The sequence below is a fragment of the Streptomyces sp. NPDC045470 genome (assembly GCF_040646595.1).
GTDB lineage: Bacteria > Actinomycetota > Actinomycetes > Streptomycetales > Streptomycetaceae > Streptomyces.
Window position 1 is genome coordinate 1,390,005 of the sequence record NZ_JBEZAN010000001.1, and the last position, 24,620, is coordinate 1,414,624.

Here is a 24,620-nt window from a genome sequence, read left to right on the forward strand (position 1 = left end):
AGCGGCGGCCGGCCGCTCCCGGGGCGTGCTTCCTTGACCGTGAGCGTCACTTCTTGAACGCCTCGTCCATCTTCTTGGCCGCGTCGCCGGAAGCCGTGGCGACGTCCTTACGGCCGCTGACGATCTCCTGGTACATCGTCGGCAGCACCAGCGAGGAGTCGATGCCGCCCCAGGCCGGGGAGGCCGGGACGAACTTGGCGCCCGCCTCCAGGGTCCGTACGAAGGGCTGCACGAACGGCTGCTTCCGCGCCGCCTCGGCCCGTACGTCGCCGTACGTCGGCAGGAAGCCCATCGCGTCGAACAGCCGCCGCTGGGTGTCCTTGCCGGCCAGCGACTTCATCAGGTCGACGGCCAGCGTGCGGTGCGAAGAGCTCTTCAGCACGCCGATGTTGTTGCCGCCCGCGAAGGCCGGGGCGATCGAGCCCTTCGTGGTGCCGGGCAGCGGTACGACCGCGTACTTGCCCTTGACCTTGCCGTCCTCCATGGCCTGGTGGCTGAAGTCGCCGCCGATCGTCATGCCCGCCTTCCCGGCGGCGAAGGCGGCGACGGTGTCGTTGCCGCCCATCTCGGCGCACTTGGCGGCCGGGCAGTTGGTGTCGCCGAAGAGGTCCGCGTACGCCTTGATGCCCGCCTGCGCCTTCGGGCTGTCCACGGCGGCGGTGTACGCGTCGCCCTTGCCGGTCGCCAGCTCGCCGCCGTGCGCCCAGAGGAAGGGCAGCGCGCCGTAGGTGTACGCGCCGCCGACGGAGATCCCGTACAGCTCGGGCCGCTTCTCGCGGATCGTGCGGGCGGTCGTGGCGACCTCGTCCAGGGTCGTGGGGACCGCGAGCCCCAGGTCCTTGAACACATCGGTGCGGTAGTACAGCGCGCGGACGCCGACGAACAGCGGCGCGCCGTAGACCTTGCCGTCCACGGTCACCGACTGCTTGGCCGTCGGGTCGGTGTCCTTGGCGTCCTTCCAGGCGCCGAACTCCTGGCTGACGTCGGCCAGTCCGCCGTCCTTCACGTATCCGGCTGTGTCGGTGTTCCCGTACTCGATGACGTCGGGGGCGCTCTTGGGGTCGTTGAAGGCGGCCTTGATGCGCTGGGCCCGGGTGTCGACCGGGATGTAGTCGACATCGACCTTCGTGCCCTTGTGGGCCGCCTCGAAGTCCGCCACCGCCTTGCGGACGACTTCTTCCTTGGGCTTGTTGTTGACCTCCTGGAAGAGCCAGACCCGCAGCGTGCCGGACTTGCTGTCTTCCTTGGCGCCGCCGCCCGAGGTGGACGGGGCACAGCCGACGGCGGTGCCGAGGGTCAGGGCAAGTGCCGCGGCACGGGCGGCTGTTCGGGCGGAGAGCTGCATTGGGTACCCCCTGAAGGATCGTTGCAGCATACGCAACGGGCGTTTCGCCATGCACAATCCTCAGGAGGCTAAGCGCGCCGACGCTCCCCCACAAGAGCCGATCAGGCAACGGCGCGGGCGACACGCCGCCACTGGCCCACATTCGTCGGCAATCCGTCCCGGTACGTCTATCTATGAATCAGATGTCCCTCCTCGGCTCCCAGAAGCGGCCCCGGGCCTCGTCCACGCGGACCGGCCCCCGGCAGCACCCCTGGAAGCAGCTCCCAGCCGCACGACACACAAAGGACCGACCGACCCCATGCGCTCAAGACCCGTACGCACCGCCCTGCTGGCCGTCGCCGCCCTGAGCCTGCTCCCCTTCGCCACGGCCCCCGCCGCCGCCACGGACGCCCAGCCGGAGACCGGCGGCCGCCAGCACATCGCCATCCACGAGGGCACCGACCCCTCCGGGCCGCTCCTCGCCGCCGCCTACCTGCGGTGCTTCCCGACCGGCGGCAGCCACCCGACGCCGGAGGCGTCCTGCCTCAAGCTGGCCCTCGCCAACGGGGACTACGCCCGCGTCCCGCGGATCCACCGCGCCTGCACGAAGATCTACCAGCCGGTCACGGTCGTCACCCACGGCACCTGGCACGGCAGGACCACCGCCTACCAGCACACCTACGCCAACCAGTGCATCGCCAACGCCGAGAGCGGCGACATCTTCAACCTCACCCCCTGGAGCGACTGACACGCCCGGCGCACCGACACCGGAGGCCCGGCCCCCGCGTGGGGACCGGGCCTCCGTGTGCGGCGCGCACCACGCGTGCGGCCCGCTCCTGGTACGGGAACGGGCCGGACACGCGCGAGGCGGGCGGGGAGCCGCGCGACAGCGCGCCGCCCCCGGACGGACTACTTCTTGCCGCCGTCCTTACCGCCCTTGTCCTTGTCGCCGCCGGCGCCCATGGACTCGTAGATCTCCTTGCACATGGGGCAGACCGGGTACTTCTTCGGGTCCCGGCCCGGCACCCACACCTTGCCGCAGAGAGCGACGACGGGGGTCCCGTCGAGCGCGCTCGCCATGATCTTGTCCTTCTGGACATAGTGGGCGTAGCGCTCGTGATCGCCGTCGCCGTGCGACGTCTGCGGCGTCGGCTCTACGAGGGTCCCCGTACCTGCCCCGCGCTCGGGCTCAACAGTGCTCATAACCGCCAAGGGTACCGACGCGCGCGGCGTGCCGGGAGCGGCGGGCCGCGCGCAGGTGGAGGGCGAGGGCGAGGGCCGCGACCCCTGCCGCCGCCCACGGCAGCGCGGAGGCCCGGACGCCCGCCGCGAGGGCCAGCCCACCGAGCGCCGAGCCGACCGCGCTGCCCAGGTAGAGGGCCGAGTTGTTCAGGGCGAGGGCCACCGTGCCCCGGTCGTCGCGCAGCGCGAGCAGCCGGTGCTGCTGCGGCACCTGAAGGGCCCAGCCCGCCGCGCCCCAGACCACCAGGGCGGCGCCCGCGCCGGGCAGCGCGGCGGAGGCCAGCAGCGGCAGCAGCGCCTGAGCTGCGGCGACGGTCACCAGCACGCCGCCCACCAGGGCCACGGCCTTCCCCGTACGGTCCACCAACGGCCCGGCCGCCAGGCTCCCGAGCACCCCGCCGATCCCCCACGCCCACAGGTACGGCGCGACCTCGTCCACTCCCCCCGCAGAGGCCAGCACCGGCGCCAGATACGTGTAGAGCCCCAGGCTCGCCACAGCGGCCAGGAACGAGACACCGACGATCGGCGCCACCTCACGGTCCGCGACAGCGGCCAGCCGCGCCCGCACCGGGACCGGCGGGTCCGCGGGCACCGCGGGCAGCAGCCCGGCCAGCCCCGCCAGGGCGACCGCCCCCAGCCCCGTGACCAGCCACATCGTCGACCGCCACCCCGCGTGCTCGGCCAGTAGCACCCCCACCGGCACACCGAGCACCGTGCCCGTACTCATGCCACCCATGACCAGCGCCAACGCCCGTCCACGCCGCTCAGCCGACACCAGCGCCGACGCGGCCGCCGTCGACAGGGCCGCGTACACCCCGGCCCCGGCCCCCGCGACGATCCGGGCCGCCAGCAGCGCACCCCACGCGGGCGCGAGCGCCGTAGCGGCGTTTCCGACCGTGAACACCGCGAGCGCGAGCAGGATCAGCAGCCGCGGCCGTGCTCCCGCCGACAGTCCCGCGACCAACGGCGCGGCCACCGCATACGCCAGCGTGAACACCGTCACCATCTGTCCCACCAGCGAAACCGTCGTACCGAGGTCGTGCGCGACCACCGGCAACAACCCCGCCGTCACATAGGCGTCGAGCCCGAGCGCGAACGCCCCCAGCGCCAACAACCAGACCTTGCGCATCGCTGCCAACTCCCCTGTTCCGCCAGCTCCTGTGCATCGACCGGAGGAACGTAGGCGGGCTCCGGGAGGTGGGGGAAATGCCCGAGCGGGGGATTGATGCCCGGGGGGAATAGGTGTGATGTGTGCGGCAGCGGATCGACGTCGAGCCGCGTCGGCGGAGCCGCGGACGGAGATCGTCTCGCCGGCACGCCGTGACGAAAGGGGTTGGTGTGCCGCAGACCGAAGGCGCGCGACTGTTCCGGGAGAGCTGGACCGCGGGAGTGCGCCGGCACTTCCCCGGAGAGCCCAAGGCCGGCTACGTCACTCCGTGGGACGCCACCCCGCAGTGGGAGCGCGCTGCCGCCGGTGCCGTCCACGCGCAGGTCCGACAGTCCGTCGAGCTCAGCGGAGGCCGCACGTGGAGGCCGTCCCGCGAACAGAAGCGCCGGTTCGTCACGGCGTGCTGGACGGCCCGGATGTTCCGGCACTTCGAGGGCCCCGAGCCCGGCTACGTGGCCGACTGGGCCGATCTGCCGACGTGGCAGCAGGAGACCGGCGCGGACATCTTTGAAGCCGTCGAGGAGGCGTTGGGCTGAGCGAAGACGCTGAACTGGTCCGTCGGCCCCCGGCCCGGGAAGCGCAGCCGCTCCTCGGGTGTTCGGGGAGGTGCCTGCGCGGAGCGACGGATGTCCGGCGGGGACGTGTGCGGACGGCCACGTGCGGATGAGCGCGGCAGCGCTTCGGTGGAGGGTGGCGGCAGCATGGACAAGACGGCGGGCGCGGAGCCGGTGGCGGGAAGGGCGCGTGGCACTGACGGGCTCGACGGGGTCGAACTGCGGCACCTGCGCGCCTTCATGGCCGTTGCCGAGGAGCGCAGTTTCACCTACGCCGCCGACCGGCTGCGCGTCGGCCAGCCCGCGCTGACCAAGTCCGTACGGGCCCTGGAGGAGACCCTCGCCAGGCGGCTGCTGGACCGCACCACCCGGCGCGTCGAGCTGACGGAGGACGGCCGGCGGCTGTACGCCGAGCTGGCGCCGCTGCTCCCCCGCCTGGCCGCCGCGCTGCGCTCCCCCGGCGGGCAGCCCGTGCTGCGGCTCGGCTTCACGTCGCTGCTGCCCGCCGCCTGTGCCGAGCTGACCGCGGAGTTCGAGGCGGCCACCGGGGCCGGGGTGCGGCTGGTGCGCCGGGACACGCCGCTGGCGGGGCTGGACACCGGCGAGTCGGACATCGTCGTACTGCGCGGGGACGACCCGCCGGAGGCGGATGTCCGTACCCGGGTACTGCTGCACGAACCGCGGGTCGCCGCGGTCGGCCGGCTCGGCGCGAACGGGGCGCTGGCGCGCCGCCGCGTGCTGGACTGGGCCGAGCTGGCGGACCACCCGCTCGTGGTGAACACCGTCACCGGCAGCACCCGCCCCGAACTGTGGCCCGCGGACCGGCGCCCGCGCCTGGCCTGCACGGCGGACAACTTCGACGAGTGGCTGGAGGCGGTGGCCGCCGGGCACGGGGTGGGGGTGGCGCCGCAGGAGGTGGCCGCGCGGCACACCCATCCGGGCATCCGCTTCGTACGCCTGAAGAACGCTCCGCCGGTGACCGTCCGTCTCGCGCTGCCCCACCGCGGCGCCCATCCACTGGCGGAACGGTTCTTCGGTATGGGTGGGGGCTGAGGCCGGGGACGGCGGGTTGAGGCCGAGGAGTGAGGCCTGAGGCCGAGGACGGCGGGGCGGGAGGCGGGTGCCCTACGGGGGCGCGCTCGCATCCCCCCAGCGGGGGTTCACCCGGGTGGGGGCGAGTGGAATCCGGGGCTCGGGGCGTCAGTTCAGGGACGGGTCGTCGGGGTACGTCGCCACCATGGCCAGTTCGTTGCGCTGGCGGCGCAGGACCGCTCGCCAGAGTTGTTCGGGATCGGGGGAGGACACGTCGCCCGGTTCGGACTCGACGACGTACCAGGCGCCCTCGGCCAGTTCGTCCTCAAGCTGGCCGGGGCCCCAGCCCGCGTAACCGGCGAAGATCCGCAGGCTGCCGAGCACCGTGGAGAGCAGTTCCGGCGGGGCTTCCAGGTCCACCAGCCCTATGGCGCCGTGGACGCGGCGCCAGCCCAGCGGGCCGTCGCCGACCAGCGCGCTCTCCGGGGTCTCGGGGCCGCCCGGCACCACGGCCACGCCGAGGGCCGAGTCCAGCGAGACCGGGCCGCCCTGGAAGACCACGCCGGGCTCGCCGGCCAGGGACGCCCACGGCTGGAGGATGTCGCCGACCCCCACGGGCGTCGGGCGGTTGAGGACCACGCCGAGGGACCCCTCCTCGTCGTGGTCGAGCAGGAGCACCACCGCGCGGTCGAAATTCGGGTCGGCGAGCGCCGGTGTGGCGACGAGCAGCCGGCCGGTGAGCGAGGACACCTCGGTCATGGGGACATGATCCCGCACTTCGGACCGCGGCGGGGAGTCAACTGCGGTACCCGGGCGAGAGCAGCGCAGGGCGTACGACGGCAGCCCCGGCGCACAGGCCGACGGCAGAGGCGGCATAGCGTGTCGTAGCCGTACACAACGTACCGAATGTCGATTACAGAACAAAGGCGGACCGTAGCGGAGGGTGTTGTGACAAAGCCATTACACGCCCCGAACCCGCTCCGGCCTACGGGCACCCCCTCCCCCGCCCTTACCATTTCCCCTTGGCCCCCTGTCCGTCTCCAGGAACGCGAGATCCATGACCGTCTCTACCGACGACGTACTGCTTGTCCACGGCGGCACCCCGCTGGAGGGCGAGATCCGGGTTCGCGGCGCGAAGAACCTCGTGCCCAAGGCCATGGTCGCCGCGCTGCTCGGCAGCAGTCCGAGCAGACTGCGCAATGTGCCCGACATCCGCGACGTACGCGTCGTACGCGGCCTGCTGCAGCTGCACGGCGTCACGGTGCGCCCCGGTGACGAGGCGGGCGAGCTCATCCTCGACCCGTCGCACGTGGAGAGCGCCAATGTCGCCGACATCGACGCGCACGCCGGCTCCTCGCGCATTCCGATCCTCTTCTGCGGCCCGCTGCTGCACCGCCTCGGCCACGCCTTCATCCCGGGCCTGGGCGGCTGCGACATCGGCGGCCGCCCGGTCGACTTCCACTTCGACGTGCTGCGCCAGTTCGGCGCGACCATCGAGAAGCGGGCGGACGGCCAGTACCTGGAGGCCCCGCAGCGGCTGCGCGGCTGCAAGATCCGCCTGCCGTACCCGTCCGTCGGCTCGACCGAGCAGGTGCTGCTGACCGCCGTCCTGGCGGAGGGTGTCACCGAGCTGTCGAACGCGGCCGTGGAGCCGGAGATCGAAGACCTGATCTGCGTCCTGCAGAAGATGGGCGCGATCATCTCCATGGACACCGACCGGACCATCCGGATCACCGGTGTGGACAAGCTGGGCGGCTACAACCACCGCGCGCTCCCGGACCGCCTGGAGGCGGCCTCCTGGGCGTCCGCGGCGCTGGCCACCGAGGGCAACATCTACGTGCGCGGCGCGCAGCAGCGCTCGATGATGACCTTCCTGAACACCTACCGCAAGGTCGGCGGCGCCTTCGAGATCGACGACGAGGGCATCCGCTTCTGGCACCCGGGCGGCTCGCTGGACGCGATCGCCCTGGAGACCGATGTGCACCCCGGCTTCCAGACCGACTGGCAGCAGCCGCTGGTGGTCGCCCTGACGCAGGCGTCGGGCCTGTCCATCGTCCACGAGACGGTGTACGAGTCCCGGCTCGGCTTCACGTCGGCGCTCAACCAGATGGGTGCGCACATCCAGCTCTACCGCGAGTGCCTGGGCGGCAGCGCCTGCCGCTTCGGGCAGCGCAACTTCCTGCACTCGGCCGTGGTGTCCGGGCCGACCAAGCTCCAGGGCGCGGACCTGGTCATCCCGGACCTGCGCGGCGGCTTCTCGTACCTGATCGCCGCGCTCGCGGCGCAGGGCACCTCGCGCGTGCACGGCATCGACCTGATCAACCGGGGCTACGAGAACTTCATGGAGAAGCTCGTGAGCCTGGGGGCGCACGTGGAGCTGCCGAACGGGGCGCTGAGCGCCTGACCGGCGCGGCGGGTGTGCGGCCCGCGCACCCGCCGCGCGGCAGAGAGCGGAAGGGGCGGTCACCCGAGAGGGCGGCCGCCCCTTCCGCTGCGCTCGGGACGCCACGCCAGGCCGAGTGCTTTTGCTTTTGCGAATGGTTTAATTCGGACCCTTGGGTCGGGTGACACTCGCGGGCCGAGCCTGCGGACATTGCGGTTGCGACGGGCGCGCGAGGGGTGACGCGACGGGGGCGGAGGCGACAGACGGCGGCGCCGGGTGGCGGCGCCGGGTGAGGACGGCGGCGGTCCCGAGCGTCTGCCGGTGTCCGGCCGCGCACATGCCCCCGACCACCCCCGCGCGCCGGCTGAGCCCACGAAGCAGCTTCTACGCCCCTGTAGAGCAACGGGAGACCTCAGGAGGCACTAGGGCCCCACCGGCCCCATTCGCGGGCCTTCTGGGCACCTCCGTGGCCACTGAACGCCGTACTCCGGATGCCGGGGGGGCGCCGGAAACCGGGCGCCTGAGGTCGCGCACGCAAAAGGGCGGCCGTCCCCCGAAGGGGACGGCCGCCCTCACGCCTTTGTCACCAGGGGGCCGGTCGGGCCCCCGGCGGCTTACTTGCCCTTGGCGGCTTCCTTGAGCTTGGAGCCCGCGGAGACCTTCACGCTGTAGCCGGCCGGGATCTGGATCGGGTCGCCGGTCTGCGGGTTGCGCGCGGTGCGAGCGGCACGGTGGGTGCGCTCGAAGGTCAGGAAGCCGGGGATGGTGACCTTCTCGTCGCCCTTGGCGACGACCTCGCCGACGGTCTCGGCGAGCGCGGCCAGAACGGCGTCGGCGTCCTTGCGGGTCACCTCGGCACGGTCGGCCAGAGCGGCCACCAGCTCACTGCGGTTCATGTTTGTACTCCCGTGTTCTTCTTGCCAATGAGGCGTGAGATCGAAGCCGATGCTGCCAGGGCCCTTGGACGGTGCCCGGACCCGGGTCTGCTGACAGACCCTCGCGCCCGGATACGCATCCTGCCCCCACCTGCGGCGGTAAAGCCAATCCGGCACCCAGGAGGGTCACACGAAAAGCGCCACTGCCTCAGAGTGGTGACGTCCCGCACCGTGCCCCACCGGGCCGGCCCCGCAGGGTGGCGGCCGTTTGCTGCCCGCCACCCTATGGGGGCGCCGCGGACCCGGTGCCACGCGACGCGCCGGGCGGTCAGGCCGTCGTGGCGGCCGTCACAGCCTCTCCCGCGGCCTTCGCGGCTTCCTTCACCGCGTCGGCCACCGCGCCCGCGACCTTGTCGTTGAAGACGCTCGGGATGATGTAGTTCGCGTTGCGCTCGTCGTCCAGGACGACGTTCGCCAGCGCGCCGGCCGCGGCCAGCATCATGTCCGTGTTCACCGTACGGGACTGGGCGTCCAGCAGGCCGCGGAAGACGCCCGGGAAGACCAGCACGTTGTTGATCTGGTTGGGGAAGTCGGAACGGCCGGTGGCCACGACGGAGGCGGTCTGCCGCGCGATCGCGGGGTCCACCTCGGGGTCGGGGTTGGCGAGTGCGAACACGATCGCGCCCTGCGCCATCTTGGCGACGTCGTCGCCGTCCAGGACGTTGGGGGCGGAGACGCCGATGAAGACGTCGGCGCCGACGACGGCCTCCTTGAGAGTGCCGGTCTCGCCCTCCGGGTTGGTGTTGTCGGCGATCCAGCGCAGCGGCGAGTCGGGGTCGGCGTCGACCAGGTCCTCGCGGCCGGCGTGCACCACGCCGTTGATGTCGGCGACGACGGCGTGCTGGACGCCGGCCGCCATCAGCAGCTTGAGGATGGCCGTACCGGCGGCGCCGGCGCCGGACATCACCACGCGGACGTCCTCGAACTTCTTGTCCACCACGCGCAGCGCGTTGGTCAGCGCGGCGAGCACCACGATGGCGGTGCCGTGCTGGTCGTCGTGGAAGACCGGGATGTCCAGGGCCTCGCGCAGCCGGGCCTCGATCTCGAAGCAGCGGGGCGCGGAGATGTCCTCCAGGTTGATGCCCGCGAAGCCGGGGGCGATCGCCTTGACGATCTCCACGATCGCGTCGGTGTCCTGGGTGTCCAGGCACAGCGGCCAGGCATCGATGCCGGCGAAGCGCTTGAAGAGGGCCGCCTTGCCCTCCATGACGGGCAGCGCGGCCTTGGGGCCGATGTTGCCCAGGCCCAGCACGGCGGAGCCGTCGGTGACGACCGCGACGCTGTTGCGCTTGATGGTCAGGCGGCGGGCGTCCTCGGGGTTGTTGGCGATGGCCTGGCAGACCCGGGCGACGCCGGGGGTGTAGACCATCGACAGGTCGTCACGGCTGCGGATGGGGTGCTTCGACTGCATCTCGATCTTGCCGCCGAGGTGCATCAGGAACGTACGGTCGGAGACCTTGCCGAGCGAGACGCCCTCGATGCCGCGGAGCTTCTCGACGATCTCGTCCGCGTGGGCGGTGGAGGTCGCGGCGATGGTGACGTCGATGCGGAGCTTTTCGTGGCCGGAGGCGGTCACATCGAGGCCGGTGACGGAGCCGCCGGAGGACTCCACGGCCGTGGTGAGCTGGCTGACCGCCGTACCGCTCGCGGGAACCTCCAGTCGCACCGTCATCGAATACGAGACGCTAGGCGCCGTTGCCATGGCCGACTTCCTCTGCTTTCCCTTGTTTCTCTCTGCGCGCCGCTCCGGGGGTCCGCGGCGGGATCAGGCCGGAGTGCGAGGACCGATCGTCCCACCTACCAGCCGGTACACGGTAACCAGACTCCCGTTACGGAAAGGATTTTCCACCATACGAGAGAGTCTGGTCGAACGGAAGACCTGACCGGCAAGCGCGGATGAACACTGCGCGAACGCCGACGGGCGCCTCCCGGATTGCTCCGGGAGGCGCCCGTCGTGTGGTTCAGTGACACCGACCCGCCATGCTCGCCTCGCGGCAAGTGGTCGCTCGTAGCGACTATGGTTGGGCCCGGGGGCTTGGATCGGGCCGGTGCCACCACCAAGGCTAACAAACCATCCCTGGAAGCGAATCCCGTCCCGCCACCTTCTTTCGCGGCGGGGCACCGCCGTTCGGCGGACGCCCGGGGACGCCCCGGCCGCTCAGTCCCTCAGAAGATCCGGGACCCCGTCCTCGTCCGGTTCGTCGCGCGCCCCGGACAGCACGGTCAGCTGCTGGGTGGCCCGGGTCAGCGCCACGTACAGCACCCGCAGCCCGGCCGGCGACTCGTCCGCGATCTCGGCGGGCGAGACCACCAGGGTCGCGTCGTACTCCAGGCCCTTGGCCTCCAGCGAGCCCAGCGCCACCACCCGGTCGCCCAGCTCCGCCAGCCAGCGGCGGGCCTCCGCACGGCGGTCCATCGCCACCACGACGCCGACCGTGCCGTCCACCTCGTCCAGCAGCAGCCGGGCCGCCTCCCGGACGGAACCGGCCAGGTCGTTCTCGTCGGCGACCGCGAAACGCGGCGTCAGGCCCGTGGAACGGACCGCCTCCGGCGCTTCCATGCCCGGCATGGCCAGCGCCAGCACCCGCGCCGCCAGCTCCGCGATCTCCGCCGGGTTGCGGTAGTTGACGGTGAGGGTGAAACGGCGGCGCGGACGGGTGCCCAGCGCCTCGTCGCGGGCGACGGCCGCCTCGTCCGGATCGGACCAGGACGACTGCGCCGGGTCGCCGACCACCGTCCACGTCGCGTGCCGGCCGCGGCGGCCGACCATCCGCCACTGCATGGGCGTCAGGTCCTGCGCCTCGTCGACGATGACGTGGGCGTAGTCCGTACGCTCCTCCTCCAGCCGCTCGCGTCTGCCGCGGCCGCCGCCGGACATCCGCTCGCCGTACGTCCTCAGCTCCTCCAGACCGGTGAGCTGGTCCAGCGGGTCGGCCTCGCGGGGCCGGGCGGGCCGGGGCGGCGCGCCGAGGATGAGCTGGAGCTCGTCCAGCAGTGCCACGTCGTGGACCGACAGCGGCCCCTGCCCCTTGTCGTCCAGCCGGCTCAGCGAGCGGGCCAGCTTGCGCACCTCGCGCTGGTTGAGCACCCGGCGCGCCCAGCGGCCGAGCCGACGCTCGTCGGCCATGGCGGCCAGCACGCCGCGCGGGGTCAGCTCCGGCCACCAGGCGTCGAGGAAGTCCTGGAAGTCCGGCTCGGTGGTGATGTCCTCGTCGAACGCCTGGCGGGCCTCGGCGGCCAGTTCGGGATCGGTGTAGCGCTTGGCCGCGCCGGAGCGGGACCAGAGGGCGTCCAGGATCAGGCGGCGGGCGCGCGGGCGCAGCAGGTTGACGGGTGCGGTGCCGCCGAGGGCGTTGTGCCGGATGCGGTGCAGGTCGCGTGCGTCCAGTTCGACGCGGGAGCCGAAGACGACCACCCGCAGCCGGTCCGGCGGTCCGGCGGGGGCCGCTGTCGCCTCGTCCTCCTCGCCGAAGGCGAGCTGGCCGTCGGCGGGCGCCTGGGCGGCGGCCCCCGCGGACGCCGTACCGGCCATTTCCAGGGCCCCGCGCGCCGCCTTGCGCAGCAGTTTCTGCATCCGGCTGGAGCCCTTGATGCGGGCGACGGCCGGGGAGTCGTACGCGGTGGCTTCCGCGCCGTCCACCAGGGAGCCCAGCGCGCGGATGGCGACCTGGCCCTCCTCGCCGAGGGACGGCAGGACGCCTTCGGTGTACGCGACGAGCAGCGGGGTCGGGGAGACGATGAGGATGCCGCCCGCGTAGCGGCGGCGGTCCTGGTAGAGGAGGTAGGCGGCACGGTGCAGCGCCACCGCGGTCTTGCCGGTGCCGGGGCCGCCCTCGACCTCGGTGACGGAGGCGGCGGGGGCCCGGATGACCATGTCCTGCTCGGCCTGGATGGAGGCGACGATGTCGCGCATCGTGTGGCTGCGGGCCCGCCCCAGGGCGGCCATCAGCGCGCCGTCGCCAACCGCGGGCAGCTCCTCGCCGTCCAGCGTCGCGGCGATCTCCGGGCGCATCAGGTCGTCCTCGACGCCCAGGACGCGGCGGCCCTTGGAGCGGATGACCCGGCGGCGTACGACGCGGCCGGGCGCGACCGGGGTGGCGCGGTAGAAGGGGGCGGCGGCGGGTGCGCGCCAGTCGATGACCAGCGGGCTGTAGTCGGCGTCCAGCACGCCGAGGCGGCCGATGTGCAGGGTCTCGGCGATCTCGGCGCGGCCGTCGGTGATCGCGCCGTCGGCGGGTTCGACGGAGGTGTACGCGCCGTCCGGGCCCTTCTTGCCGTCCTTGCCCAGGAGCAGGTCGATCCGGCCGAAGAGGAAGTCCTCGTACTCGGAGTTGAGCCGGTTCAGGTGGGCGCCGGCCTGGAAGACCTGGGCGTCCCGCTCGGCGAGGGCGCCGGGCGTGCCGACCTGGCCGCGTTTGGCGGCGTCGTCCATGAGGAACTCGGCCTCGTGGATCTTCTCCTCCAGCCGCTGGTAGACACGGTCGAGATGCTGCTGTTCGGAAGCGATCTCGCGTTCGCGTGTGCTGTCCGGCTGTGCGTCGTGGACGGAGTCCGGCGCGTGCGTGGCATTCTGCGCGGCCACCCAGGCCCCCTTCTTCTGTGCGTAGGGCAGCCGTCAACCGTACGCGAACCGGGCACCGGGCGCACCTGACCCAAAGGACGAAATCACCACCGGGCGGGCGCAAACCGGGCACCGCGGACGGGCGGGCGGGGCGGAATCAGCGGTTCCGACTATTCGGGAGGGGGATCGGGCGCCCGGTCACGCCTCGGTCCGGAGGCGACCGGGCGGCCGGGCACCGGGGCCGGGGGCCGGGGCCGCTCTCGTTCTGAGGGTGGGCGGCCGGTCACACCTTGATCTCGGCCAGCCGCCTGCCGTCGAGCGTGCGGACCTCGAAGCGGTCGATGTAGGAACGGTTCATCGCCGAACCGCCGTGGGTGTAGAGCGGCTCCTTGTTCCACTTGGCGGCGCCGTCCTTGAGGCCGTAGCCGCCCGGGGGCACCGCCCAGGTCGTCACGGTCTGCTCCGCGCCGCTCTTGCCGACCGCGACCAGGTCGCAGGTGAGCGGGCCCTTGACGTTGGCCAGCTTGAGGGCGACGTGGGTGCCCCAGGGCTTGCGCTCCATGGAGACGCTGGCGGCGACCTTGGTCACCGGGTCGACCGTGCCGACCTTCTCGCCGTGCTCGTACATCGTGCGGGCGTAGCTCGTCAGGTGCTCCGGGGGCTCGGCGGTGTCCCCCGCGGTCAGCGCGTACGTGGTCAGCGGACCGCCGACGACCAGTACGGCAGCGGCGGCGACCAGGTACAGGCGGCGCCTGCGGCGGGTGCGGCGCACCGCGCCGACCTCCTCCAGCAGCCCCGCCAGGACGCCCGGCCCGGGGGCCGGGGTGACCGCCTCCGGGTCGGGCGCCGACTCCCTGGCGTCGGCGAGCAGCGGCGGCAGGCCCATCAGGCCGTCCAGTTCGGCGGCGCACCGGCCGCAGCCCGCCAGGTGCTCCTCGAAGCGTGCCGCCTCGTCGGCGTCCAGGACGCCCAGCGCGTAGGCGCCGACGTCGGTGTGTGCTACGGGCTCCACGGGCCGCTTCACGCCGTCACTCCTCGTTCTTCGAGCGAGAGCTTCAGGGAGCGCAGGGCGTAGAAGACCCGGGACCGGACGGTTCCGGCCGGTACCCGGAGGACTTCGGCCGCCTCATTGACCGTACGCCCCTTGAAGTAGGTCTCTATCAACGCCTCCCGATGGGCCGCACTGAGGTCGCCGAGCGCTTCGGTGATCGTCATCAGGCGCAGGGCCCGGTCGATCTCGTCGGCGGCCGGCATCGATTCCAGGGGGCCGGAGTCGACCTCCTGGGGACGTGCCTGACGGCTGCGGTGGCTGTCGATGACGATGCGCCGGGCGACGGTGACCAGCCAGGGGCGGACGGAACCGGTCGCGCGCTGCAACTGGCCGGCGTTGCGCCAGGCCCGCAGCAGGGTCTCCTGCACCACGTCCTCCGCCCGGTGCCGGTCCCCGGCGACCAGGCGCAGCACGAAGGCGAGCAGCGGGCCGGCGTGCTCCTCGTACAGGGCCCGCATCAGCTCCTCGTCCGGCGCCGTACTGTCTGCCACGTCGGCATCCTCGCGCACGCCAACTCCCGGGTCGATAGCGCGGATCGGACATTCGCTGCGCACGGCCATCAGCGCTCGCACGCGTCGCCGGTGTCACTGCCGCCGTCTTCCGCACCGCCGATCACCTCGATCTGCCGTCCGCGACCGGGCTCGCGCATGTCCGCCCCCTCGTCTCGCATTCCGGGCCGATCGGGGCCTGGGTAAAGGCCCCTTCAGCCAGCAGTACGGGGGCCGGGGCGCCGCGGCTCAGCATCTGACGGGTGAATTCCCGTGCCGGGGGCGGGGGTCAGGGGGCGCGGACGGGCGTTCGGCGAAGGGCCCGCCCGCATTTCCCGGTTCATGCGACGGCTTTCCGCCGGAAGGTGCCGGGGCGCGGCGCCCTGCGGGGTACGGCCGGCATCTCCGCCGGCGGGTCCGAAATGCCCTGCGGGGGCGGTCCGAACGGTCTCCCTTTCCCTCTCCGTACGGCGCGATTCCCGCGCGTCCGGGGCGGTGCCGCAGCGGGCCGCTCACGTTTTCGTCGGCACCGTCCGTACGGCAGGGAGCTGCACCTGAGCGCCCACGGCGGCCTGCTGGCCCGCGCGGCTGACCGCCCGCCGGCGGTGGCGGGCCACCCGTTCCCGGTTCCCGCACACCTCGCTGGAGCACCACCGGCGCCGCCGCCCGCGCGAGGTGTCCAGGTACACCAGCGCGCAGCTCTCGCCCTCGCACTGCCGCAGCCGGCCGCGGGTCGCCCCGTCGGTCAGCATCCCTATGGCGTCGCGGGCCACCGCCGCCAGCAGTCCGGCGCAGTCGGGGGGCGCGGCGAGCGTCCGGACGAGGGCGCCGTCGTCGGCGCGTACGGCGCGGTCGGGCGGTACCGGGGCGGCGGCGGCCGCCGCGTTGAGCAGGCGCAGGTCGCCGTCGGCGGCCCGGCCGCACAGTTCGTCGTGGACCACGCGGCGCAGCAGTTCGCGCAGCATCCGGAAGCGTACGACCCAGCCGCGGTCCACGGCGCCGAGCTGGGTACTGCCGGGAACGACGCCCGCACCCACCAGCCAGGCCGCCAGTTGTTCGGGCCCGGCCAGCCGTTCGGCGGACCGGCCGGTCGTGGCCATCAGGTCCAGGCAGATCCGCCCGCAGTCGAACCGCAGGTCAAAAGGCGCCGCCATGTGCCCGTCACTCCTTGGGAGACAACCTCTGCCCTATCAGAGTGCCCGGCGCGGCCCCCGGCCGTAACCCTCGGCACCGCCGCACACCGGGCCGCGCCTTCCGTATACATGACGTGTATGCATCGCATGTATACCTCTGTTGTATAGTCCGGATCATGTCGGCCAAGACCCTGCTCAAGAACCGCTCCAGCCTGACGCACAAGGTCCGTTACGCGGTCAGCAACCCGGCGCGGATCGCGCCCTACCTCCGGCGCACCGCCCGGGACTCCTGGCTCCGCCTCAAACACCCGGACCACGTCGCGTACTACCGCGCCGTGATGGCCTCCGACGCCGGCCGCAACCCGGAGGCCGCGGTCGGCAGCCGCAGCCACGAACGCTGGCTGGCCCTGGGCGAGATGCAGTTCACCTATCTGATGGAACACGGGCTGCGGCCGGACATGCGGATGCTGGACATCGGCTGCGGCAACCTGCGGGCCGGCTGGCGCTTCATCGCCCACCTCGACACCGGCAACTACTACGGCATCGACATCTCGCCGGACATCCTGATAGCCGCCAAGAAGACCCTGGCCACCTACGAACTCCAGGACAAGGTCCCGCACCTGACGATCACGCAGGACCTGACCTTCGACTTCCTGCCGGACCGGCACTTCGACGTGGTGCACGCGCACAGCGTGTTCTCGCACTCGCCGCTGTCCGTGATCGACGAGTGCTTCCGGCACGTCGGCCGCATCCTGGCGCCCGGCGGGTTCTTCGACTTCACCTTCGACCGCACCGAAGGCACGGAGCACCAGGTGCTGCGCGAGGACTTCTACTACCGCACCGGGACGCTGCTGGCGCTGGCCCGCAAACACGGGCTGGAGGCCAGGTTCATGGAGGACTGGGAGACCCGTCCGCACGGCCAGTCCAAGATCCGGGTGACGAACCCCGCGTAGCGCGGCCCTCCCGGGAGGCTCCCGGGGACGGCCGTACGGCGCGGTACGTCACTCGTCGCCGTACTTGCCCCCCACCTGCGGGTCGAGCGCCAGCCGGTACCCCCGCTTGACCACCGTCTGGATCAGCTTGGGCGCGCCGAGCGCCCCCCGCAGCCGGGCCATCGCCGTCTCCACCGCGTGCTCGTCGCGCCCCGCACCCGGCAGGGCGCGCAGCAGGTCGGCGCGGGAGACGACCCAGCCGGGGCGGCGGGCCAGCGCCCGCAGCAGCGCCATCCCCGCCGGGGGCACCGGCCGCAGCGCGCCGTCCACCAGGGCGGCCTGCCCGCGGATCTCCACCCGCCGTCCGGCGACCGTCAACGGGCGCACGCGGCCCGGCAGTTCGCGGCAGAGGAGCTGGACGAGCGGGCCGAGCCGGAACCGTTCGGGCTGGTACGTGGTCACCTCGTGCGCTTCGAGGGGCAGCGCGGTGACCGGCCCGACGCAGGCGGGCAGCACGTCACGGCGCAACGCGTCCAGCAGCCCGTCCCGCAGGCCGCGTTCCTCGGCGCGGCGCAGCAGCGAGGCGACGGCCGGCGCGCTGGTGAACGTGATCGCGTCCAGTGCGCGGCCGACCGCCGCGTCCAGCAGCCGGTCGACGGGGCCGATGTCGGCGGGCGGCATCCAGCGGTAGACCGGTACGCCGACCACCTCGGCGCCGCCCGCCCGCAGCGACTCCACGAAGCCGGGCAGCGGTTCGCCGTGCAGTTGGAGGGCGATCCGGCGTCCGCGCACGCCCTCCTCAAGCAGCCGGTCCAGCACCTCCGCCAGCGACTCGGACTGCGGCGACCACGTCTCCGTCAGCCCGGCCGCGCGGATCGCACCCTTGACCTTCGGGCCGCGGGCCAACAGCTCGACGGCGCCGAGCCGGGCGAGCAGCGCCGCGCCGAGCCCCCAGCCCTCGGCGGCCTCGATCCAGCCCCGGAAGCCGATCGCGGTGGTCGCGATCACCACGTCCGGCGCCCGGCCGATCAGGTCCTCGGTGGCGGCGAGCAGTTCCGCGTCGTCCGGCAGCGGCACGATGCGCAGCGCGGGGGCGTGCAGGACCTGGGCGCCGCGCCGTTCGAGCAGGGCGCCCAGCTCCTCGGCGCGGCGGGCGGCGGTCACCCCGACGGTGAAGCCGTCCAGGGGCCGTACGTCCGTGGCCTCCGGCGCGGCGTCCGGCGCGGCGTCCCGGGCCGGGTCGCCGTGCTGCCGCGCGCCGTCCGGTGCGCTGTCCCGTGCGCCGTCGTCGTGACGCTCGTCGTGCTCGCCCTCGTGCATGGTCCGTCCCTGGCTCGTGCTGGCTCCGGCGCCGCCGGGCACCGGTGGCGGTCCGAGCCTGCCAACCGCCGGTGACAGGCTCGCTCCCGCAGTATTTCCCAGCGGTTACGGACCGCCGCGGCCACCCGGCGCGGCGCGCGTCACACCTCCGCGAGCGCGGGCGCCGCCGCCTCCCGGTCCCGTACGGCCGCGGTGGCCGCCGTACGCCTCAGGTACACCGCCCAGGTCACCGCGGAGCACAGCGCGTAACAGCCGAGGAAGGCCACGAACGCCGGGGTGCCGGAGCCCCCGGCCCGGAACGCCTGGCGGAAGGCGAGGTTGACACCGAGGCCGCCGAGCGCGCCGACGGCGCCGATCAGCCCCATCGCCGCGCCGGACAGCCGCCGCCCGTGGGCCGCGGCCGCCTCGCCCGTCAGGCCCTTCGCCAGCGCCTTGGCCTGGAAGATGCCGGGGATCATCTTGTACGTGGAGCCGTTGCCGAGGCCGCTGAGCACGAACAGGACGACGAACCCGGCGAGGAAGACCCCCAGCGAGTGCCGCGCCGACGCCACGATCACCACGCCCGTGGCCAGGGCCATCGCCGCGAAGTTCGCCAGGGTGATCCGGGCCCCGCCGTACCGGTCCGCCAGCCGGCCGCCCACCGGCCGCACCAGGGACCCGAGCAGCGGCCCGAGGAAGGTCAGCGACGCCGCCTGGAGGGGCGTGCGCGCGAACTGGGTCTGCAGGACCAGGCCGAAGGCGAAGCTGTAGCCGATGAACGACCCGAAAGTGCCGACGTAGAGGAGCGAGACGATCCAGGTGTGCGGGTCGCGGGCGGCATCCCTGGCCGCTCCCGTGTCGTTGCGCACCGGGCGCAGATTGTCCATGAACAGGGCCGCCAGCACGGCCGCGGCCACGATCAGCGGGAGGTAGACCGCGAGCACGAGCCGCGGGTGCGCCGCGCCGGCCGTGGCGATCACGAGCAGCCCCAGCAACTGGACGACGGGGACGCCGATGTTGCCGCCACCCGCGTTGACCCCGAGCGCCCAGCCCTTCTTCCGCAGCGGGTAGAAGGAGTTGATGTTCGTCATGGACGAGGCGAAGTTGCCGCCGCCGACCCCTGCCAGCGCCGCGACCAGCAGAAAGACGGTGTACGAGGTGCCCGGCCGCAGCGCGGACGCCGCGGCGGCGGTGGGAATCAGCAGCAACACCGCGCTGAACACCGTCCAGTTGCGCCCGCCGAACCGCGCCACCGCGAAGGTGTACGGCACCCGGAGCACCGCCCCCACCAGCGTCGGCACCGCCACCAGGAAGAACCTCCCGGCCGCGTCGATCCCGTACTCGGGCCCCATGAACAGCACCATCACCGACCACAGGCTCCAGACGGAGAACCCGATGTGCTCGCAGACGACGGAGAGCACGAGGTTGCGCCGGGCGATCCGCCGCCCGTGGTCCCGCCAGAAGGTCTCGTCCTCCGGGTCCCATTGCTCGATCCAGCGGCCCGGTCCCCGGACGGGGGCGCGGGCCGCCGCCCCTCCGCCCTTGGCCGCTCCTGTGCCCGTCCTCGCGTCGGTGTCCGTCATCGCGCCTCCCAGCTCCCGGTTGCCGCCGTACCGCGACGCTAGGAAGGGCGCGTTTCCTCTCTGTGGCGGCGCGTGACCGCCGCGAAACCTTGCGCTCACCGCCTCCGGGAGCGCGCGGTGAGCAAAGATCCCGCCGGTGGCGCACAACCGCCGGAGGTTACGCCAATGCACCCCGTGCGCCCCCGACGTCACTCGTTAGGGGCAATGGCAGGGGGCATGGACTTTGGCAACATCTCCCTTGGATGCGTTGAGTAATCACGCGAACACCAAGAGTGTCCGCGTCGTGACCACGGGAAGGGACGCAGCCGATGCAGGACGGACAGGAACGTGACGAAGTGACCGAGTACGAGGCACCGGAGCTGGCCGACGCAGGGGCCTTCGCCGAGCGGACGCTCGGGTTCACCGGCGAACTCTCCGACGGCTGGGGCGGACTGCACAGCACCTTCTGGTGACCTGCGGGCCCCGGCCGCGCCGGCCCCCGGTCCGGCGGTCCCTGCCCGGGCGCGCACCGCCCGCCCCGGCAGGGGCCGCCCCCACCACCACGGCCGGACGGCCGCGTCGCGGTACCGGCCGCCCCGCGACACCCCGGCCCGCCCAGCACCTGTCACCTACGGCCTACGACCTGTCCGCATCTGCCGGCACCCGTCCGCACCCGACCATGTGCCGTACGCCCGCACCGCACGCCAGGGGTGGTAAGTCATCGTGGATTTCGTCGTCTTCCCCGACCATCCCGCGACCGGTCCGCTGTGCCTGAACCTGCGCCGCGACCCCGCCGTGCGCACGGTGCGCCACCCCTCCGGACGCCCCTGGGTCATGGGGCACTGGACCGATGAGGAGGCCGTCGCGGCCGGTTCGGGGCCGGACCGGCTGCTGCTGCTCGGCACGACCTCGGCCGACGCCGGGACCCTGGGCCGGATGCTGCGCCGCCTGCGCCGCCTGGACGACCTCGACACCCGGGTGCGCGAACTGCCCGGCAGTTTCTTCCTGCTGGCCGCGATGGGCTCCCGTATCCGGTGCCAGGGCAGCCTGTCGACGGTCCGCCAGCTCCACCACGCGACCGTCAACGGCGTCACGGTCGCCGGCAGCCACCCGCAGGACCTGGCCGCGCTGGCCCGCGAGGCGGCCGCCGTCGGCCTGCCCACCGGCGCCCCCGGCCTCGGCTCGGTCGACGACGAGAGCCTGGCGCTGCGGCTGCTCGCCCCGTTCGCGCCCTTCCCGCTCGCCCAGCGCCCCGCCTGGCGGGCGGTGCACGCCGTACCGCCGGGCCACTGCCTGACGCTGGGCGCCGACGGGCGGCACGGCACGGCGCGCTGGTGGCGTCCCCCGCAGCCCGACCTGTGGCTGGAGGACGCCGCCGAATCCGTACGGGACGCGCTGACCGAAGCGGTACGGGTGCGCACCCGCCGCCCGGCGCTCAGTGCCGACCTCTCCGGCGGCATGGACTCCACCAGCCTGTGCTTCCTCGCCGCCCGTGAGGACACCCGGCTGATCACCACGGCCTGGGTGTGCCGGGACGAGGCCAACGACGACAACGTGTGGAGCGCCCACGGCGCGGCCCTGCTCCGCTCCGCCGAGCATCTGCCCCTCCCGTACGCCGACGCACCCACCTGGTACACACCCCCACAGCCCGCGCACACCGACCCGGCGGGCCCGCTCGCCGTGATCCGGGAGAGCGCCCGGCTCAGCCACCAGGCGCGCATCGTCGCCGCCCGCGGCTCCCGTACGCATCTGGTCGGCGTCGGCGGCGACGAACTGTTCTCCCCGCGCCCGGTGGCGCTGAACTCCCTGGCGCGTACGGACTTCCGGTCCGCCGCCCGGCGCGCGTGCACGGCCCGCCGCCTCGGCCGCTGGACGCTGGTGGACACCCTGCGCACCCTGTTCGGCGGCGTGCCGTACCCGCAATGGCTGGAGTCCTGCGCCGACCGGATCGTGCCCGGTGTGCGGTCCGGTGACAGCGGCGCCGACTGGGAGGTCGTACCGGCCATGCCGCCGTGGGCGCACCCGGACGCGGTCTCCACGGTGCGCCGTCTGGTGCGGGACGCCGCCGCCGGGGAGCCCGAGCCCTTCGCGCCGCTGCGCTGCCAGCACGAGACGCTGCGGGCCGCCGCCCGCGCCGGGGAGATCGTGCGCGGCGCGGCCGCCCTGACCGCGCGGCACGGCGTCACCTTCGAGGCGCCCTTCCTCGACGACAACGTCATCGAGGCCGCGCTGACCGTGCGCCTCGTGGACCAGGTCGCGGTCGGCTCGTACAAGCCCCTGCTCAGCGCGGCCATGCGCGGCGTCCTGCCGGACGCGGTACGGGCCCGGGCCACCAAGGGCGAGCACAGCGCCGAGGTCTACGCGGGCCTGCGCCGCCACCGCCGGGCCCTGTCCGCGCTCTGCGACGACTCCCACCTGGCCGGGCTGGGCCTGATCCGGCCCGAGGTACTGCGGACGGCCCTGACCTCGCTCCAGCCGCTCGCGCACACCCTGCATCCCCTCGACCCCACCCTGGCGGCCGAGTACTGGCTGCGCTCCCTCCGGGAGACGCAGGCCCCGGTCCCCACCCGCCCCACCGTTCCCGCCGCGGAAGGAGCCTGAACCCGATGTTCGCCCTCGCCCCCCACGTCAGCAGCGTGCGCACCCCCGGAGGCATGGTGCTGCTCAACGCCCGTACGGGCCGCTACTGGCAGATGAACAACACCGGCGCGTTCGTCCTGGAGCACCTCCTCGCCGGCGGCACCTGCGCGTCCGCCGCCGACGAGCTGCGCAACCGCCACCCCTCGGCGGCGGACCGGGTGGCCGCGGACGCCGTCGCCCTGCTGGAGTCGCTCAGGTCGGCGAAGTTGGTGACCTCGTGAGCATCCCGGTCGCCCTGGGCGTGCCCGCGCGCCTGTCCTTCGCGGAACGCTGCGCCGCCCTCGGCTGCGTCGCCGCGGCCCGCCTCCTGGCGCGCTGCTCCCCCCGCACCCTGTGCCGCGCGCTGGAGGCCGTACGGCGCGGCGCCCGCCCGGCCACCGCGCCGGAGGCCGCGCGCGCCCGGCACGCCGTCGTCACGGTCAGCATGCGCTGCGCGGGCAACGGCTGTCTGCCACGCTCCGTGGCGACCGCCCTGTTGTGCCGCCTGCGCGGCCGCTGGCCCCAGTGGTGCACCGGTGTCCGTACGGAGCCGTTCCGTGCCCACGCGTGGGTGGCGGTGGACGGCCGTCCCGTGGGCGAGCCCGACGACACCCGGCTCTACCAGCCGTTGCTGACCGTCCCCCGGTGAGATCCCGCGTCACCACGCCATCGGGTGCCCGTCCGCGGGCCGGTCAGCCGGCCGCCGCCCGCGGCGGTGCCATCCGGATCACGTCGCCGCAGACGTCCATGCCGGTCTCCCGGCCCTTCTCGTCCCGGATCGGCGCCATCGCGCCGTCGCCGGTGTCGCGGGGTGCCGCCGCCACGGCGTGGCCGTTGGTGATCCGGCAGTCGTCCGGAGCGGGCCGCCGGCCCGCGGGGTCCCGGTAATGAAGATCGATCACGACGCGCCCGCCACTGGGCAGGCCCACCGGCCGCGTCCGGCCCTGCCCCACGCCGTTCGCGAAGGGCCCCTTGCCGAGGTACACCCGGAAGGCCGGGTAGCCGCCGAAGACGCATCTGCCGGAGCCGGTGTTGACCGCCGAGAGCCGGCCTTCCCGGTGCGTGCTGCGCGCCTTCTTCTTCAGGACCGTGACCTTCCACTTCAGGTCCTCGGTCGTGCATTTCGCGTGCAGCGCGTCCATACGCGGTTCGTCACAGGCGACCAGGCCACCGCTCAGGGCGAGCACGGCCAGGGCTGCCACGGTCAGCGGGCGCTTGCGCACGGGACCCCCTCGATGTCCGGCTACGGTTCCTGACGCCCATAGGGAGGGATTCCAGCGCTTACCGGTTGCTTATACGACGAAAATTCGGCAGCCGTCGGCAGTCACCGGCCGTTCGCCATCAGCGCCGCGTCCACCTCCGGCAGCCACACCGCCCCCTCCGGCCACCGCAGCCACCCCCGTTCGGCCGCCAGTCCCCGGCAGGCCGACCGCAGCGCGTCCAGGCCCGCATGGCGCAGGCCGCGCCGCCACACCAGCGATACCGGCGAGAGCGGCACGGGGTCGGTGACCGGCCGCAGCGCCATGCCGGGCACATCGATGAACTCCACGCCGGCCAGCACCGACCAGCCCTGCTTGCGTACCACCCGCATGAACTCCGCCGGCCCCTCGATCTCCGGGAACGGCGCCGCCATCGCGATGTCCCGCCCGGCGAAGAGGCGCGCGGCGAGGTCGGTCCACTCGGCGGTGTGCGGGTTCCCGGCCCCGGCGTAGAGGGTCTCGCCCGCCAGCTCGGCCAGCGGGACGGCGGGGCGGGCCGCCAGCGGGTGGTCCGCGTCCAGCAGGACGGCCATCGGCTCGTACCGTACGGGCTGGTGCTCCAGGCGGGCCCGGACGGCCGGGGGCAGTCCGGCGACGCGCCCGAAGGACACGTCCAGTCGCCCGGCGGCGAGTTCGGCCGCCGCGCCGGTCAGGCCGCTGTGGAAACGCGCGACGAGTTCGCAGGCGGGGGCCAGACGGCGGGCTTCCTCCAGGACGGTGTGCGCCGTGCCGACGGGGACGCTGACGTCGACCAGCAGCGGGCGGTCGTCGGGGGTGCGGAAGGCGGCGGCCAGGTCGTCGTGGGCGGCCAGCACCCGGCGCGCGTACGGGAGCAGCCGGGCGCCGTCCTCGGTGAGGGCGACCCGGCGCGTCGTACGGTCGAAGAGGTCGGCGCCCACCTCCCGTTCCAGCCGCCGGATGTCGCGGCTCAGTGCCTGCTGGGCGACGTACAGCCGGGCGGCGGCGCGGGTGAAGTGCAGTTCGTCGGCGACGGCGGTGAAGGCGCGGAGCAGGCGCGGGTCGAGGTCTCGGGACACGCGCACATCGTGCCACCGGCGCGTGCGGGGACCGGACGGGC

Annotated in this window: 23 protein-coding genes; 9 read left to right on the top strand and 14 right to left on the bottom strand. The window is 73.4% G+C overall.

Annotated features, from left to right (window positions below; translation table 11 throughout):
* Nucleotides 1-46: 46 nt before the first annotated feature.
* A complete protein-coding gene (locus AB0A97_RS05965) occupies nt 47-1,345 on the bottom strand; it encodes an extracellular solute-binding protein (RefSeq protein ID WP_361144914.1) in 1,299 nt (432 codons plus the stop codon).
* Nucleotides 1,346-1,643: 298 nt separating this feature from the next.
* Here AB0A97_RS05965 and AB0A97_RS05970 point away from each other — a divergent pair, with 298 nt between their 5' ends.
* The gene (locus AB0A97_RS05970) at nt 1,644-2,072 is read left to right on the top strand and encodes an SSI family serine proteinase inhibitor (protein ID WP_361144917.1); all 429 of its coding nucleotides are present in this window, start codon (nt 1,644-1,646) and stop codon (nt 2,070-2,072) included.
* Nucleotides 2,073-2,233: 161 nt separating this feature from the next.
* On the opposite strand, the gene AB0A97_RS05975 is transcribed toward AB0A97_RS05970, so the two are convergent.
* Both AB0A97_RS05975 and AB0A97_RS05980 read right to left on the bottom strand, forming a co-directional pair.
* Nucleotides 2,234-2,527 carry a DUF3039 domain-containing protein gene (locus AB0A97_RS05975; RefSeq protein WP_031007434.1) on the bottom strand — a complete coding sequence of 98 codons (294 nt, stop codon included), beginning with the start codon at nt 2,525-2,527 and terminating at the stop codon, nt 2,234-2,236.
* Entirely contained in the window at nt 2,514-3,695 is a 1,182-nt protein-coding gene (locus tag AB0A97_RS05980; RefSeq protein WP_361144920.1) for an MFS transporter, read from the bottom strand. Before AB0A97_RS05980 ends, AB0A97_RS05975 begins: the two co-directional genes overlap by 14 nt.
* Nucleotides 3,696-3,904: 209 nt before the next feature.
* Here AB0A97_RS05980 and AB0A97_RS05985 point away from each other — a divergent pair, with 209 nt between their 5' ends.
* Both AB0A97_RS05985 and AB0A97_RS05990 read left to right on the top strand, forming a co-directional pair.
* The gene (locus tag AB0A97_RS05985) at nt 3,905-4,270 is read left to right on the top strand and encodes a hypothetical protein (RefSeq protein ID WP_361144923.1); all 366 of its coding nucleotides are present in this window, start codon (nt 3,905-3,907) and stop codon (nt 4,268-4,270) included.
* Between the two features lie 165 nt (nt 4,271-4,435).
* Nucleotides 4,436-5,341, top strand: coding sequence for a LysR family transcriptional regulator (locus AB0A97_RS05990; protein ID WP_361144926.1), 906 nt, complete (start codon nt 4,436-4,438; stop codon nt 5,339-5,341).
* Nucleotides 5,342-5,488: 147 nt separating this feature from the next.
* On the opposite strand, the gene AB0A97_RS05995 is transcribed toward AB0A97_RS05990, so the two are convergent.
* Nucleotides 5,489-6,079, bottom strand: coding sequence for a YqgE/AlgH family protein (locus AB0A97_RS05995; protein WP_361144929.1), 591 nt, complete (start codon nt 6,077-6,079; stop codon nt 5,489-5,491).
* Between the two features lie 298 nt (nt 6,080-6,377).
* Between AB0A97_RS05995 and murA the strand changes: the two genes are divergently transcribed.
* The gene (gene murA, locus AB0A97_RS06000; protein ID WP_360136259.1) at nt 6,378-7,724 is read left to right on the top strand and encodes a UDP-N-acetylglucosamine 1-carboxyvinyltransferase; all 1,347 of its coding nucleotides are present in this window, start codon (nt 6,378-6,380) and stop codon (nt 7,722-7,724) included.
* 593 nt (nt 7,725-8,317) lie between these two features.
* On the opposite strand, the gene AB0A97_RS06005 is transcribed toward murA, so the two are convergent.
* The 6 genes from AB0A97_RS06005 to AB0A97_RS06030 form a co-directional block, all read right to left on the bottom strand.
* The gene (locus AB0A97_RS06005) at nt 8,318-8,599 is read right to left on the bottom strand and encodes an HU family DNA-binding protein (protein WP_004571953.1); all 282 of its coding nucleotides are present in this window, start codon (nt 8,597-8,599) and stop codon (nt 8,318-8,320) included.
* Nucleotides 8,600-8,906: 307 nt separating this feature from the next.
* Nucleotides 8,907-10,340: an NAD-dependent malic enzyme gene (locus AB0A97_RS06010; protein WP_361144933.1), complete on the bottom strand. Its 1,434-nt coding sequence runs from the start codon at nt 10,338-10,340 to the stop codon at nt 8,907-8,909.
* 456 nt (nt 10,341-10,796) lie between these two features.
* The gene (locus AB0A97_RS06015) at nt 10,797-13,220 is read right to left on the bottom strand and encodes a UvrD-helicase domain-containing protein (protein ID WP_361144937.1); all 2,424 of its coding nucleotides are present in this window, start codon (nt 13,218-13,220) and stop codon (nt 10,797-10,799) included.
* Nucleotides 13,221-13,482: 262 nt separating this feature from the next.
* Entirely contained in the window at nt 13,483-14,223 is a 741-nt protein-coding gene (locus AB0A97_RS06020; RefSeq protein ID WP_361144939.1) for a zf-HC2 domain-containing protein, read from the bottom strand.
* A complete protein-coding gene (locus tag AB0A97_RS06025) occupies nt 14,220-14,741 on the bottom strand; it encodes a sigma-70 family RNA polymerase sigma factor (protein WP_361144942.1) in 522 nt (173 codons plus the stop codon). The genes AB0A97_RS06020 and AB0A97_RS06025 overlap by 4 nt, the downstream gene beginning before the upstream one ends.
* Nucleotides 14,742-15,250: 509 nt before the next feature.
* Nucleotides 15,251-15,892, bottom strand: coding sequence for an ABATE domain-containing protein (locus tag AB0A97_RS06030; RefSeq protein WP_361144945.1), 642 nt, complete (start codon nt 15,890-15,892; stop codon nt 15,251-15,253).
* Between the two features lie 155 nt (nt 15,893-16,047).
* On the opposite strand from AB0A97_RS06030, the gene AB0A97_RS06035 reads away from it, so the two are divergent.
* Nucleotides 16,048-16,824: a class I SAM-dependent methyltransferase gene (locus AB0A97_RS06035; protein ID WP_361144946.1), complete on the top strand. Its 777-nt coding sequence runs from the start codon at nt 16,048-16,050 to the stop codon at nt 16,822-16,824.
* A gap of 48 nt (nt 16,825-16,872) precedes the next feature.
* Here AB0A97_RS06035 and AB0A97_RS06040 read toward each other — a convergent pair whose 3' ends face one another.
* Both AB0A97_RS06040 and AB0A97_RS06045 read right to left on the bottom strand, forming a co-directional pair.
* Entirely contained in the window at nt 16,873-18,123 is a 1,251-nt protein-coding gene (locus AB0A97_RS06040; protein WP_361144948.1) for a uroporphyrinogen-III synthase, read from the bottom strand.
* A gap of 140 nt (nt 18,124-18,263) precedes the next feature.
* On the bottom strand, nt 18,264-19,685 hold the full coding sequence (locus tag AB0A97_RS06045) for a nitrate/nitrite transporter (protein WP_361144951.1): 1,422 nt from the start codon (nt 19,683-19,685) through the stop codon (nt 18,264-18,266).
* A gap of 308 nt (nt 19,686-19,993) precedes the next feature.
* On the opposite strand from AB0A97_RS06045, the gene AB0A97_RS06050 reads away from it, so the two are divergent.
* The 4 genes from AB0A97_RS06050 (at nt 19,994) to AB0A97_RS06065 (ending at nt 22,932) form a co-directional block, all read left to right on the top strand.
* A complete protein-coding gene (locus AB0A97_RS06050) occupies nt 19,994-20,137 on the top strand; it encodes a lasso RiPP family leader peptide-containing protein (RefSeq protein WP_361144954.1) in 144 nt (47 codons plus the stop codon).
* Nucleotides 20,138-20,387: 250 nt separating this feature from the next.
* Nucleotides 20,388-22,265: an asparagine synthase-related protein gene (locus AB0A97_RS06055; RefSeq protein ID WP_361144956.1), complete on the top strand. Its 1,878-nt coding sequence runs from the start codon at nt 20,388-20,390 to the stop codon at nt 22,263-22,265.
* 5 nt (nt 22,266-22,270) lie between these two features.
* Nucleotides 22,271-22,525, top strand: coding sequence for a lasso peptide biosynthesis PqqD family chaperone (locus tag AB0A97_RS06060; protein ID WP_030025130.1), 255 nt, complete (start codon nt 22,271-22,273; stop codon nt 22,523-22,525).
* Nucleotides 22,522-22,932, top strand: coding sequence for a lasso peptide biosynthesis B2 protein (locus AB0A97_RS06065; protein ID WP_361144959.1), 411 nt, complete (start codon nt 22,522-22,524; stop codon nt 22,930-22,932). Before AB0A97_RS06060 ends, AB0A97_RS06065 begins: the two co-directional genes overlap by 4 nt.
* Before the next feature lie 43 nt (nt 22,933-22,975).
* Here the strand turns inward: AB0A97_RS06065 and AB0A97_RS06070 are convergent, their stop codons facing one another.
* Nucleotides 22,976-23,506 (bottom strand): DUF4232 domain-containing protein, encoded by a 531-nt coding sequence (locus AB0A97_RS06070; RefSeq protein ID WP_361144962.1) that lies wholly within the window; start codon nt 23,504-23,506, stop codon nt 22,976-22,978.
* Between the two features lie 101 nt (nt 23,507-23,607).
* Entirely contained in the window at nt 23,608-24,579 is a 972-nt protein-coding gene (locus tag AB0A97_RS06075; protein WP_361144965.1) for a LysR family transcriptional regulator, read from the bottom strand.
* Nucleotides 24,580-24,620: the final 41 nt, after the last annotated feature.